Origin of the sequence: Mesorhizobium sp. WSM4884 (assembly GCF_029625675.1) — a bacterium.
GTDB lineage: Bacteria > Pseudomonadota > Alphaproteobacteria > Rhizobiales > Rhizobiaceae > Mesorhizobium.
Map to the genome: position 1 here is coordinate 22919 of NZ_JARTVO010000021.1, position 13328 is coordinate 36246.

The window sequence follows — 13328 nt, forward strand, 5'->3', positions numbered from 1 at the left end:
GCCGTCATTCCTTGCCCGTCACGACGGGTGTGTCGCTGAGGCCACCCCATTCGGTCCATGAGCCGTCGTAAAGCCTGTTGTCGGTATGGCCAACTGTTTCCAGCGCCAGCGAGATCGCCGCCGCGGTGATGCCCGATCCGCACGAGGTGACGACCGGCTTTGAAAGGTCGATGCCGGCATCCTCGATCACCTTGCGCAAGCGGTCCTTGGGCAGCAGCTCGCCATTCTCGGCGAGCGCGGCGACCGGGACGTTGTGGGCGCCTGGCATATGGCCTGAACGGACGCCAGGACGCGGTTCCGGATCGGTTCCGGCGAAACGCCCGGGAGAACGCGCATCGGCGATCTGGCTTTCTCCGCTTCCGACGATCCGGCGCATCTCGTCAAGGCTGACGACCCTGCCTGCATCGAAATCGGCGTAAAAGACGCAAGGCGCTGTTTTGGTCGGCTCCGCCGTCACCGGCCGCCCTTCCGCCTTCCAGCGGTCGAAGCCGCCGTTCAGGATGTAGACCTGGAAGACGCCCATGACCCGGAACATCCACCAGGCGCGCGGCGCCGAAAACAGGCCCGGGCCGTCATAGACGACGATAGTGTCGTCGGCAGAAACGCCCATGGAGCCGACATATTGCGCGAAGTACTGGGGCGACGCCAATGTATGCGGCAGCTTCGAATCCGGATCCGAAACGGCGTCCTGATCGAGAAAGCGGGCGCCGGGGATATGGGTGGCGACATATTCCGCATGGGCATTGCGCTGCTGCGTCGGCAGGTACCAGGAGGCATCGATGATGGTGAGCCCTGGCGTTCCCAATCGCTTCTCGAGCCAGTCCGCGTCGACGATGAAAGGGCTGTCTTCGGCCATTTTCCTGCTCCTGTCCGCCTCTAGCGGCGCTGCCCGTCTTTGCCCGTCAATTCGCCGGCATCGGTCCGAAGCGGATGCGGAAGCGCCGGTTCTCGCGGCCCTTCTTCTCGATCTTGCCGACGTGGATCTCGCCGACCTCGCCGGTGCTCTTCACATGGGTGCCGCCGCAGGGCTGGCTGTCGATCGAGGCATTCTCGCCGATGCAAACCAGGCGGATCCTGCCGGTGCCGGCGGGCGGCCGCACGTTCTTCGATTTCACCAGGCCGGGATTGGCGGCCAACTCCTCGTCGGTGATCAGTCGCGTGAAGATCGGATGATCGGCGCGCACAAGCTCCATCAACCTCGCCGTCACATCCTCCTTGGTGAAGCCGGCGTCGGGAATGTCGAAATCGACGCGGCTGTCGTCCTCGGCGACCGCCGCCCCAGTGATCGGAAACGGACAGACGACGGTGAGCAGATGGCAGGCGGCGTGCATGCGCATCAAGAGATGCCGCCGCTCCCAATCGATGGCGAGCTTCAGCCTGTCACCGACCACCGGCATGGCCTGTTCGGGCGCCGGCACATGGATGATCTCGTCCTTGGTTTCGCCGGTGATGGTTGCTGCGATCGCTATGCGGCTGCCATCGGCCAGTTCGAGCATGCCGGTATCGCCGGGCTGTCCCCCTGACGTAGCGTAGAAGATGGTCCGATCAAGAAGAATGCCACCGCGATCGTTGATGGCGACGACCTGTGCGTCCGCCGTCCTCAGATAGGCGTCGTCACGGAACAGCGCTTCGGTTCTGCGCGCCATCAAGCCACCTTTTCGAACGGCACCGAGATATCTGCCTTTTCTTCCATCCAGTCCGGCACCGGCAGGTTCTTGCCGCGCAGGAACTCGGGATTGAACAGCTTCGACTGGTAGCGCGTGCCGTAGTCGGCGAGGATCGTCACGATGGTATGACCGGGGCCAACCTCGCGCGCCAGCCGGATGGCGCCGGCGATGTTGATGCCTGTCGAGCCGCCGACGCAGAGCCCCTCTTCCTGGATCAGATCGAAAATGATCGGCAGCGCCTCCTCGTCCGGGATCTGGTAGCAGAAGTCCGGCGTGAACCCTTCGAGATTGGCGGTGATGCGGCCCTGGCCGATGCCTTCGGTGATCGAGCTGCCGTCGGATTTCAGCTCGCCGCTGGTGTAGAAGCTGTAGAGGGCGGCGCCCAGCGGATCGGCGAGCGCGATCTTGACATCCTTGCTCCTGGCCTTGAGCCCGATCGCGACGCCGGCGAGCGTGCCGCCGGAGCCGACCGCCGAAACGAAACCGTCGACCTTGCCGCCGGTCTGGCTCCAGATCTCCTGCGCCGTCGTGCGGATATGGCCGTCGCGGTTGGCGACATTGTCGAACTGGTTGGCCCAGATCGCGCCGTTCGCCTCCGAACGCGCCAGTTGCTCGGCGAGTCGCCCAGACAGCTTCACATAGTTGTTGGGGTTCTTGTAGGGCACGGCCGGCACTTCGATCAGCTCGGCCCCCAGGATCTTGATCGTGTCCTTCTTTTCCTGGCTCTGCGTGTCGGGGATGACGATGACGGTCCGGTAGCCGAGCGCCTTGGCGACAAGCGTCAGGCCGATACCGGTGTTGCCGGCGGTCCCTTCGACGATCACGCCGCCGGGTTTCAAGAGCCCGCGCTGCTCGGCGTCTCGGATGATGAACAGGCCCGCACGATCCTTGACCGATTGCCCCGGATTCATGAATTCGGCCTTGCCCAGGATTTCGCAGCCGGTCGCGTCCGAAGCCTTGTTGAGTCGGATCAAGGGTGTATTGCCGATCGCTTCGATCACATTACGGGGCATTCAGGATTCCTTTATGCGTGCGGTCGAGACCCTAGAAACCGGAAGCCGCGGTTTCAAGGCAAGATTTTGCCTGGTCCAGTCGCATTCCGGACGCTGCAACCCTCGCTATCATTTCGACGATGTACCCAAAAGCGCTCTTTTCATCCGATTTCTTCGCCGCTAGAGCACTAGGCCAGACAATTCGCAGGACTTTCAATGACACTTTACCGGGCCAACCCGAAAGACGGTGTCGCCTGGATCACGGGCGGCAGCAGCGGTCTCGGTCGTGCGCTGGCCAAGGATCTCGCAAGGCAGGGCTATACCGTCGCGGTGACGGCGTTGCCGAGCGATCCGGTCGAGACGCTGCTGGTCGAGACGGCGCAGATGGCCGGCCATGTGAGGTCCTTCCCCTGCGACGTGACCGATGAAGACGGGATGGCGCGGACGGCTGCCGCCATCGAGACGGAGATGGGGCCGATCGTGCTCGCCGTCTTCAACGCCGGCAACTACATCGCCACTCCCGGCGAGCACCTCGTGGTGCGCGATTTTCACCGATCCTTCGCCGTCAATTATTTCGGCATCGTCAACGGTCTGGTGCCCGTGGTCGATTATATGCGCACGAGAGGGCGCGGGCATGTCGTTCTGGTCGGATCGGTGACGGCTTATTCCGGCTGGCCGACCACCGCCGCTTATGGCGGCACCAAGGCGGCGATCAACATCCTGGCGGAATCGCTGAAATACGACTTCGACAAGATGAACATCCGCATCCAAGTGATGAATCCGGGCTTCGTCGATACGCCGCTGACTGAGAAGAACATGCTGCCGATGCCTGGGCTGATGCCCGTGCACCGGGCGTCGCGGCGCATGGCGCGCGGCATCAGGAAGGGAGGGTTCGAAGTCACCTTCCCCTATCACATCAGCTGGCCGCTGAAGCTGCTTGGCCTGCTGCCGCGGCCCTTCGGCCGACTGGTGATCGGGCTGACCACCAGCTGGTGGGCGCGACCGTTGTATTTCGACCGCAAGATGCCGAGCAAAAAAGCTCCGTCAGCGGACAAGGCAACCTAAAGCGCGCCGCGCTGAAACGGATTAAGGCGACGCGCTTTTAAGCCTTTGTTTCTATGCATGTCGTTTTCGCAAAACCGCTGCACAGTTTGCGCGACATGCGCTAAGGCGAAGAGCGATTGCCTCTCGGCAGGCACCGCCATAGGTTGAGAATTGTTGCTTGGAGTCGGCGATGGGGCGGCGGATCGTGCTTTCGGTACTTGGTCTCGCCGTCATCCTTATCGCAGGTTTCTTCCTCGGCCCACGCGTGGCGGCCGACACGACGATCCGCTTCGATCCTTCGGTGATCGGCGACGATCCGCAGGCCTATCTGGCGCGCGAGGAAGCCGCGGTGCCCAATATCCGCGACGGGCTGGACAAGGAGATCATCTGGGCCAACCCGCTGGTTCACGCCAAGACGAAGCTTGCGATCGTCTACATCCATGGCTTTTCGGCATCGAAGGGCGAGGTCCGCCCGCTTCCGGACGATGTCGCCGACGCGCTCGGCGCCAACCTCTTCTACACCCGCCTGACCGGCCACGGGCAGGACGGCGCAGCCATGGCCGAAGGCAGCGTCAATGCCTGGATTAACGACTATGAAGAGGCGCTGGCGATCGGCCGCGCGATCGGCGACAAGGTGATCGTCATCGCCACCTCGACCGGCGGCTCATTGGCGACCTGGGCGGCAACACAGCCGGGCGCCTCCGATGGCGTCGCGGCGATCGCGTTCATCTCGCCGAATTTCGGCGTCAAGGCGTCCGGCGCCGAGATCCTGACCATGCCCTGGGGCAGAGAGATCGCCGAACTCGTCGGCGGCAGGGAACGCAGCTTTCCCGCGCGCAACGCGCTGCATGAAAAATTCTGGACCACCAAATATCCCATGTCGGCGACGCTGCCGATGGCGGCACTCACCAATCTCGCCTATGGCGCGCCGGTCGAAAAGGCGACCACCCCTGCCCTGTTCATCTTCTCGGACGCCGACAAAGTGGTGCGGCCGGACCGAACGCGAGAGATCGCCGGCCGCTGGGGCGGTCCCCACGAACTGGTGCCGGTCGACGATACCGGCGATCCGGACAACCACGTCATTGCCGGCGATGCCCTGTCGCCGCAGACCACAGCCTTTCTCGCCCAGCGGATCGTGGTGTGGGTGAAGGCATTGATGCCGTAGCAATCGAACCAAGGAAACGAAAACGGCCGGAACGTTGCTCCGGCCGCTTTTCTGTTTTCGATCAAGCCTTGGTGAGGACTCAAGCTGCCCGGTTCGCCGGCCGCTTGCCGCCGAAGCGGCGCTTGTTGTTGCCCTTGAAGCGCTTGAAGCCGTCAGGCTGGCGCTCGCCATTCGGCTTGGCGGCCACCGGGCGTTCGCCCTGCGGCTTCGGAGCGAATTGGCGCTCACCATTGGGCTTGCCGCCGAAGCGCTTCTTGCCGTTGTTGCCGCTGCCGGGGCGGCGGCCGTCGCGGCGCCCGCCATGATGCTCACGGTCGTTGGCCGGCTCGAAATGGCGCTCGGTCTTCTCCTTCGGATCGCGCTGCGGGTCGGGGCTGCCCAGGTGATCGGCGATCACCGGAAGCTTCATGCGGATGATACGCTCCACCTGCCGCAGCTTGCCGTTCTCCGACGGATCGCAAAGCGTGATCGCGATGCCGTCCCTGCCGTTGCGGCCGGTGCGGCCGATGCGGTGGACATAGCTTTCCGCCTCGTCCGGCAGGTCGAAATTCACGACATGGCTGATGCCGGGCACGTCGATGCCGCGCGCCGCGATGTCGGTCGCGACCAGGATGCGCACCGAGCCGTCGCGGAAATCGTTGAGCGCCTTCTGGCGCGCGTTCTGCGACTTGTTGCCGTGGATGACGGCGGCGTTGAAGCCGTCGCGGGCAAGGTCCTTGGTGACGCGGTCGGCGCCGTGCTTGGTGCGCGAGAACACGATCACCGAGCGCATCGCCTCGTCGGCCAGCATCTTGGACAGCACCTGGCGCTTCTGCTTGGTACGGGCAAGCACCACGCTCTGCACGATCTCGGCCGCCGTCGTGCTCTGAGGCGCGACTTCGATACGGACCGGGTCCCTCAGCAGGCCCTTGGCGAGCTCGGCGATCTCGTTCGGCAGCGTCGCGGAGAACAGCGCCGTTTGGCGGTCGGGCGCGGTCGCCTTGGCGATGCGCTTGACGTCGTTGATGAAGCCCATGTCGAGCATGCGGTCGCCCTCGTCCAGCACCAGCCATTTGGTGTCGGCAAGGATGAGGTCGCCCTCGCGCACGAGGTCGGTAAGCCGGCCAGGCGTGGCGATCAGGACATCGACGCCGGGCGCGATCTTCTTCACCTGGCTGTAGCGGGAGACGCCGCCGAGCACGAGCGCGGTCGAGATGTGGGCGCCCTTGGCGAGCAGCTTGATGGTGTCTTCGATCTGCACGGCAAGCTCGCGCGTCGGCGCCAGGATCAGCGCGCGCGCAGTCTTCGGCCGGCGCTTGGTGCCGAGCCCGATGATCTTCGACAGGATCGGCAGCGCGAAGGCGGCCGTCTTGCCCGAACCGGTCTGGGCGATGCCGAATATGTCGCGGCCTTCGAGCTGCGGCGGGATCGCCCGCACCTGGATCGGCTTAGGATCAGTGAAGCCTGCGGCATTGGCGGCCTTGAGCAGCGCGCCGGTGATTCCTAGGGTGGCGAAACCGTTCTGTTTCGCCTGGTTTTCGTTGGTCAAAATAATCTTCTTTCACGCGGCTCGATGCCGCAAACAGCAATGGCGGCAGGGCGCAACCTGCCGTCGAAATTTGTCAGGAAACGACAAGGCGGCGGACGGAAGCGTCCGCGCGGCTGCGCTGTCGTGCCCGCGAGCTTCATGCTCCCGGGGCTCTTTCGCCACCTTGCCGATCAACCGGAAAGAGGGAAAACAGACGCAACCAGTCTCATTCGTGGAGAAAGCCGGACAAACCGGCCCAAGCGCCTATGCCGCCGCATATGGCCGAGTCCGGCCTGAAATGCAAGGGGTGATGTTGCAATGCAACAAAAACAGGGTGCTTGCGCTCCCCTGCCCTCCCGATTACCACAAATCACCTTTCCTTTTTGGGGGCAGCGATGAAGGACGTGCTGAAGGAACTCGAGCGTCGCCGCGAGATCGCCCGCTTGGGTGGCGGCAAGGAGCGGATCGAGGCCCAGCACAAGAAGGGCAAGCTGACCGCCCGCGAGCGCATCGAGGTGTTCCTCGACGAAGGGTCATTCGAGGAGTTCGACATGTATGTCGAGCACCGCTCCACCGATTTTGGCATGGAGAAGACCAAAATCGCAGGCGACGGCGTCGTCACTGGCTGGGGCACGGTCAACGGGCGGCCCGTCTATCTCTTCGCCAAGGATTTCACCGTCTTCGGCGGTTCGCTGTCGGAGGCGCATGCCGAGAAAGTGGTCAAGGTCCAGGAGATGGCGCTGCGCAATCGCGCGCCGATCATCGGTCTTTACGATGCCGGCGGCGCCCGCATCCAGGAAGGCGTGGCCGCGCTTGGCGGCTATGCCGAGATTTTTCAGCGCAACGTGCTTGCCTCCGGCGTCATCCCGCAGATCTCGTTGATCATGGGTCCCTGCGCCGGCGGCGACGTCTATTCGCCCGCCATGACCGACTTCATCTTCATGGTGCGCGATACCTCCTACATGTTCGTTACCGGGCCGGATGTGGTGAAGACGGTGACCAACGAGACGGTGACGGCCGAGAGCCTCGGCGGCGCCACGGTACATACGACCAGGTCCTCCATCGCCGACGGCGCGTATGACAACGACGTCGAAGCGCTTCTGCAGATGCGCCGCCTGGTCGATCTTTTGCCCGCGTCCAACACGGCCGAGATTCCCGAGATCGAATGCTACCAGCCGGTGGCCGATCACGATCTTTCGCTCGACAGGCTGATCCCGGACAACGCCAACAAGCCCTACGACATCAAGGAACTGATCCTGAAGGTCGCCGACGAGGGCGACTTCTTCGAGATCCAGGCGAGCTTCGCCAAGAACATCGTCACCGGCTTCGGCCGCGTCGACGGTCGCACAGTCGGCTTCGTCGCCAACCAGCCGATGGTGCTGGCGGGCGTGCTGGATTCCGACGCCAGCCGCAAGGCGGCGCGCTTCGTGCGTTTTTGTGATTGCTTCTCGATCCCGATCGTCACTTTCGTCGACGTTCCGGGCTTCCTGCCAGGCACCGCGCAGGAATATGGCGGGCTGATCAAGCATGGCGCCAAACTGCTGTTTGCCTATGCCGAGGCCACCGTGCCAAAGATCACAGTCATCACCCGCAAGGCCTATGGCGGCGCCTACGACGTCATGGCGTCAAAGCACCTGCGCGGCGACATGAATTATGCCTGGCCGACGGCGCAGATCGCGGTGATGGGCGCAAGGGGCGCGGTCGAGATCATCTATCGCAAGGATATCGGCAACGCGGAAAAGATCGCGGCCCACACCAAGGCTTACGAGGATCGCTTCCTGTCGCCATTCGTTGCGGCCGAACGCGGCTATGTCGATGAGGTGATCATGCCGCATTCGACCCGCCTCCGCGTGGCGCGGGCGCTGCGCATGCTGCGCAACAAGGACATGCAGAACCCCTGGAAGAAGCACGACAATATCCCGCTGTGAGGCGGCCGGATCGCGAAAACCGCCAAGGCCTATCCGGAACCCTACTCCGCATCCTTGATGGCGAAGCGCTTCCGTGACAAGGAACCGGCGTGCTTGCCGTCCGCGGCGGCCGTGTCGGATCGAAAAGGTATCGCGGGTTGCGCCCCATTCTCGTCTTCTGCTTGCCGGCAATCGGCGACTTCATCCGTTGCCATTCGGCGATCCAGATTCTCGCCGAGAGGTTTCCGGAACACCCGATCGATGTCGTCACCTCGCCGCTAGCCGCGCCGCTGGCGCGATTGATGCCGCACATCCGCAAGACCTGGATCGTCGAAAGGCACTGGAATCCCGGCCTCAGGGAGCGGGCGCGCCTGGCGCGCGAACTCCGCAAGGAGAACTATCAGGCAGCCTATCTGCTCACCAGCAGCACCAAGGCGGCCCTGATTCCATGGCTGGCGGGCATTCCCGAGCGCATCGGCTATCCGCGCGAGCTCCAATTCGGCATCGTCAACCGGCTGCCGGCCGGATGGCTGAAATCCTTCGTGGCTTTCGGGCCGCGCAAGACAAGACTGTTCGAGCAGGTCTGCGCGATTGCCATGCTGGGCGAACGGCCTGCCGACGATGTGCGGCTGCCGCAGCCGAAAATGATGGTTCCATCCGAGGAGGTTTCGGCCTGGCGCATCCGGCATGGGATCGATGCGGCAAGACCGGCACTGGCGCTCTATACGTCGGAATTCGTCAACTTCCGCTCGTGGCCGGCGGAGCGTTTCATTTCGATTGCCAGGGACCATTCCCGGCGCGGCTGGTCGGTCTGGCTCGTCGGCGGTCCGCGCGAACGCGCGGCCGCGGCCCAAATCCGGGCAGCGCTTCCGGAGGCGGCGGATTTCACCTCGACCCCCGATATCACCGACGCCATGTGCCAGATCGCCGCCTCGACCGTCTTTCTCGGCGTCGATGGCGGCATCTGCCATGCGGCTGCGGCTTTAGGGGGACCGTGCGTGCTCATCTTCGGATCGAACCGCGCCTATGAAACCGGACCGGTGAACGACCACGTCCGCTTTCTGGAGCCACCGATTTCGACGCCGAGCTGGATAAAGGACACGAACGGGGTCAGCGAGGAAAGAGTGCTTGCAGCGCTGGCGGAGGCCGCGGCGCAGGCGCGCCGCCCGCAAGGCGCTCGAACTGCATAGAGCGGTTCAGCGTTTCACGGAATCGCTTTCCATCAGTTCGCGCAGCACCGGCACCATGGCCAGCGGAAGATCCTCGGCGATCAGACCGGGTCCGAAGCGGCTGCCGGCTTCGGCATGAATCCAGACGCCAGCGCAGGCGGCTTCGAAGGCCGGCATGCCTTGCGCCAGCAGTCCGGCGATGATTCCAGCCAGCACGTCGCCAGAACCGGCGGTGGCAAGCCATGGCGCGCCGTTGCTGTTGATTGCCGCGCGGCCACCCGGCGCGGCGATGACCGTGTCGGCGCCTTTGTAGACGATCGCCGCATTGGCCCGCGCCACCGCCGCGCGCGCCTTGGCCAGCTTGGAAAGCGCCTCGTCGTCCGCAATGTCAGGAAACAGCCTGCCGAACTCGCCCTCATGCGGCGTCATCACCAGCGCCGGCGCGCCGGACTTTCGGGCAGCCTGGAAAAGCGTCTCAGGCTCGTCCCGAAACGAGGTGATGCCGTCGGCATCGAGCACAAATCCCTCAATGCCCGCGTCCTGTCCTCGCTCGGCGCCGAGCAGCGCAAGGACAAAATTGCGCGCCTTTTCACCGGCGCCGAATCCAGGACCGAGCACGAAGGACGAAGGGCGGCGATCGGTAAGGAATGCGCCGAGATCGGCAACCGTTTCGGCCTTGCGCAGCATGATCGAGGTCAGATGCGCGGCATTCACCTGCATGGCGTTCGCCGGGGAAAGCATGGTCACCGCCCCCGCCCCGCTTCTTGCGGCGGCAAGCGCCGAGAGGCGCGCGGCACCTGTCGCCGAAGGTCCGCCGGAAAAGATGCCGCTGTGGCCACGCCGGTATTTATGCGCGTCGACAGCCGGCACCGGGAAGGCTGGCAGCCAAAGCGCCGGTCCATTTTCGAAGGTTTGCGGCGCGATCCGCGCGATGATCCCGTCGCCGATGCCGATGTCGGCGACCACGATCTCGCCGCACATCTCACGCCCCGGCAAAAGCAGATGCCCCGGCTTCTTTCGCGCGAAGGTCACGGTTATGGCCGCCTGAAATGCGCAGCCGAGAATGGCTCCGCTTTCGCCGGAAACGCCCGAAGGCAGGTCTATGGCGACGACCGGCAGGCCGAGATCCGTCACGATCCGGACCGACCTTGCGGCGTCGCCCGACAGCGGCTTGGAAAGCCCTGCCCCGAAAAGTGCGACGACTGCAAGCGAGCCGGCCTCGGCGGCGAAGGCAGACAGCGGCCGGCGCTCGAGCGGGCAGTCGGCCGCGGCGAACGCGGCATCGCTGCCTGCACACGGCTCGCCCAACACCCACAACGCGACCTCGACGCCGCTCTCCTGGAGCAGGCGCGCAACGACATAACCGTCGCCACCGTTGTTACCGGGACCGCACAGCACGTGCACCCGCTTGGCTGCCGGATAGCGCGCCAGCACCACGGCCGCGACGGCCGCGCCGGCGCGGCGCATCAGCCCGTAGCCGTCGAGCGGACCTTCCGCAATCGTCAGCCGGTCTGCCTCGGCCATCTCGGCCGGTGAAAGAAGTTCATTGCGCATGGGATTGCCGATCTCCATCCGATCAAGCATTGTCCGATTTGCGGTTCGAAGCAAACGGCGACCGCCGAACGCCACCCAAAAGCGGCGGGACCTGGAGGGGAATCTGCCTGCAAATTACGCTATCTGCCCAAGTTTTGCGCAGACGGATGGAGGAGCGATGTATAGGCTTTGGGCGTCGATGACGCATCCAATGCAACGGATGACGCGAATTTGCATCCGGGTGCGACATGGCATCTGAATCGCCCGATACCGTCTCCAACCTCCGGGAACTGGCACGCTTCGTGCTTGATGGAGGCGCAAGCGGGGCGCACAACCCGTCTCTTTGGCAGTGGAGGCCACTTTCTACATGAAAAAGATCGAAGCGATCATCAAGCCATTCAAGCTGGACGAAGTGAAGGAGGCGCTTCAGGAGGCCGGACTGCAGGGTATCACCGTCACCGAGGCCAAGGGTTTCGGCCGGCAGAAAGGCCACACCGAACTCTATCGCGGCGCCGAATATGTCGTCGATTTCCTGCCCAAGGTGAAGATCGAGGTCGTGCTCGGCGACGATGCCGTCGAAGGCGCGATCGAAGCCATCCGCAAAGCGGCCCAGACCGGTCGCATCGGCGACGGCAAGATCTTCGTTTCCAACATCGAGGAAGTCGTCCGCATCCGCACCGGCGAGACCGGCATGGACGCCGTCTGAGCCCCACATCTCAAAAAACGTCATCACACAGGGATACATGACATGACGACAGCCAAAGACATCATGAAGCAGATCAAGGACAACGACGTGAAGTTCGTCGACCTGCGCTTCACCGATCCGAGGGGCAAGCTGCAGCATGTGACGATGGATGTCGTCGAGGTCGAGGAAGACATGTTCGCCGACGGCGTCATGTTCGACGGCTCTTCAATCGCCGGCTGGAAGGCGATCAACGAGTCCGACATGGTGCTGATGCCGGACACCGACACCGTCCATATGGATCCGTTCTTCGCCCAATCGACCATGGTCATCCTGTGCGACATCCTCGATCCGATCTCGGGAGAGGCTTACAACCGCGACCCGCGCGGCACCGCCAAGAAGGCCGAGGCCTACATGAAGTCGGAAGGCATCGGCGACACGGTCTATGTCGGGCCGGAAGCCGAGTTCTTCGTGTTCGACGACGTCAAGTACAAGGCCGACCCGTATAATACCGGCTTCCGGCTCGACTCGACCGAACTGCCGTCCAACGACGACACCGACTACGAGACGGGCAACCTCGGCCATCGTCCGCGCACCAAGGGTGGCTATTTCCCTGTGCCGCCGATCGATTCCTGCCAGGACATGCGCTCCGAGATGCTGACCGTGCTCGCCGAGATGGGCGTGCGCGTCGAGAAGCATCACCATGAGGTCGCCGCCGCCCAGCACGAGCTCGGCATCAAGTTCGACACGCTGGTGCGCAACGCCGACAAGATGCTGATCTACAAGTATGTCGTGCATCAGGTCGCCAATGCCTATGGCAAGACGGCCACCTTCATGCCGAAGCCGGTGTTCGGCGACAACGGCTCGGGCATGCACGTCCACCAGTCGATCTGGAAGGGCGGCAAGCCGACCTTCGCCGGCAATGAATATGCCGGCCTGTCGGAGACCTGCCTGTTCTATATCGGCGGCATCATCAAGCACGCCAAGGCGATCAACGCCTTCACCAACCCGCTCACCAATTCCTACAAGCGCCTGGTGCCTGGCTACGAAGCGCCGGTGCTGCTCGCCTACTCGGCGCGCAACCGTTCGGCGTCCTGCCGCATTCCGTTCGGTTCGTCGCCGAAGTCGAAGCGTGTCGAGGTCCGCTTCCCCGACCCGGGCGCGAACCCCTATCTCGGCTTCTCCGCCATGCTGATGGCCGGCCTCGACGGCATCAAGAACAAGATCCATCCCGGACAGCCGATGGACAAGGACCTCTACGACCTGCCGCCGAAGGAGCTGAAGAAGATCCCGACCGTCTGCGGCTCGCTGCGCGAAGCGCTGCAGAGCCTCGACAAGGACCGCGGCTTCCTGAAGGCCGGCGGCGTCTTCGACGACGACCAGATCGACAGCTATATCGAGCTGAAGATGGCCGAGGTCATGCGCTTCGAGATGACGCCGCACCCGGTCGAGTACGACATGTATTATTCAGTCTAAACGACTGCGTTTCCAACAAAAAAGAACCCCGGCGAAGCCGGGGTTTTTGCATGGAACCATCGCGGGGCGGGTCGATACTTCTCGCAAACCGCGACGGGGCCTTGCAGCGACTCATCATGCAAAAGCCCCGGACCGAAAGGCCGGGGCTTTTACTTAATCGAACTATATCGCGGCGCAGACTCGGGG

At 63.7% G+C, this 13328-nt stretch carries 11 protein-coding genes; 6 read left to right on the forward strand and 5 right to left on the reverse strand.

The genetic code is table 11. The annotated features are described in order from the left end of the window. Positions 1–4: 4 nt before the first annotated feature. The 3 genes from sseA to P9236_RS25355 are packed head-to-tail and all read right to left on the reverse strand — an operon-like array spanning position 5 to position 2680. Complete coding sequence (gene sseA, locus P9236_RS25345; RefSeq protein ID WP_278077384.1) at positions 5–856, reverse strand: 3-mercaptopyruvate sulfurtransferase; 852 nt, start codon at positions 854–856, stop codon at positions 5–7. Positions 857–902: 46 nt separating this feature from the next. Further along, positions 903–1646 (reverse strand): alanyl-tRNA editing protein, encoded by a 744-nt coding sequence (locus tag P9236_RS25350; RefSeq protein ID WP_278077385.1) that lies wholly within the window; start codon positions 1644–1646, stop codon positions 903–905. Beyond that, entirely contained in the window at positions 1646–2680 is a 1035-nt protein-coding gene (locus P9236_RS25355) for a cysteine synthase A (RefSeq protein WP_278077386.1), read from the reverse strand. The genes P9236_RS25350 and P9236_RS25355 overlap by 1 nt, the downstream gene beginning before the upstream one ends. Before the next feature lie 195 nt (positions 2681–2875). On the opposite strand from P9236_RS25355, the gene P9236_RS25360 reads away from it, so the two are divergent. Together P9236_RS25360 and P9236_RS25365 are read left to right on the forward strand one after the other, a co-directional pair. After that, on the forward strand, positions 2876–3724 hold the full coding sequence (locus P9236_RS25360) for an SDR family oxidoreductase (RefSeq protein WP_278077387.1): 849 nt from the start codon (positions 2876–2878) through the stop codon (positions 3722–3724). 169 nt (positions 3725–3893) lie between these two features. After that, positions 3894–4868 carry an alpha/beta fold hydrolase gene (locus P9236_RS25365; protein ID WP_278077388.1) on the forward strand — a complete coding sequence of 325 codons (975 nt, stop codon included), beginning with the start codon at positions 3894–3896 and terminating at the stop codon, positions 4866–4868. Positions 4869–4947: 79 nt separating this feature from the next. Here the strand turns inward: P9236_RS25365 and P9236_RS25370 are convergent, their stop codons facing one another. Continuing rightward, positions 4948–6396 (reverse strand): DEAD/DEAH box helicase, encoded by a 1449-nt coding sequence (locus P9236_RS25370; RefSeq protein WP_278077389.1) that lies wholly within the window; start codon positions 6394–6396, stop codon positions 4948–4950. 374 nt (positions 6397–6770) lie between these two features. On the opposite strand from P9236_RS25370, the gene P9236_RS25375 reads away from it, so the two are divergent. Both P9236_RS25375 and waaF read left to right on the forward strand, forming a co-directional pair. Beyond that, on the forward strand, positions 6771–8303 hold the full coding sequence (locus P9236_RS25375; protein WP_278077390.1) for an acyl-CoA carboxylase subunit beta: 1533 nt from the start codon (positions 6771–6773) through the stop codon (positions 8301–8303). Positions 8304–8392: 89 nt separating this feature from the next. Then, a complete protein-coding gene (gene waaF / locus P9236_RS25380; RefSeq protein WP_278077391.1) occupies positions 8393–9472 on the forward strand; it encodes a lipopolysaccharide heptosyltransferase II in 1080 nt (359 codons plus the stop codon). A gap of 6 nt (positions 9473–9478) precedes the next feature. On the opposite strand, the gene P9236_RS25385 is transcribed toward waaF, so the two are convergent. Beyond that, positions 9479–11005 (reverse strand): NAD(P)H-hydrate dehydratase, encoded by a 1527-nt coding sequence (locus P9236_RS25385; RefSeq protein ID WP_278077392.1) that lies wholly within the window; start codon positions 11003–11005, stop codon positions 9479–9481. A gap of 346 nt (positions 11006–11351) precedes the next feature. On the opposite strand from P9236_RS25385, the gene P9236_RS25390 reads away from it, so the two are divergent. Further along, complete coding sequence (locus P9236_RS25390; protein WP_006205430.1) at positions 11352–11690, forward strand: P-II family nitrogen regulator; 339 nt, start codon at positions 11352–11354, stop codon at positions 11688–11690. Positions 11691–11732: 42 nt separating this feature from the next. After that, entirely contained in the window at positions 11733–13142 is a 1410-nt protein-coding gene (glnA, locus tag P9236_RS25395) for a type I glutamate--ammonia ligase (RefSeq protein ID WP_278077393.1), read from the forward strand. The last annotated feature ends 186 nt before the right edge of the window (positions 13143–13328 follow it).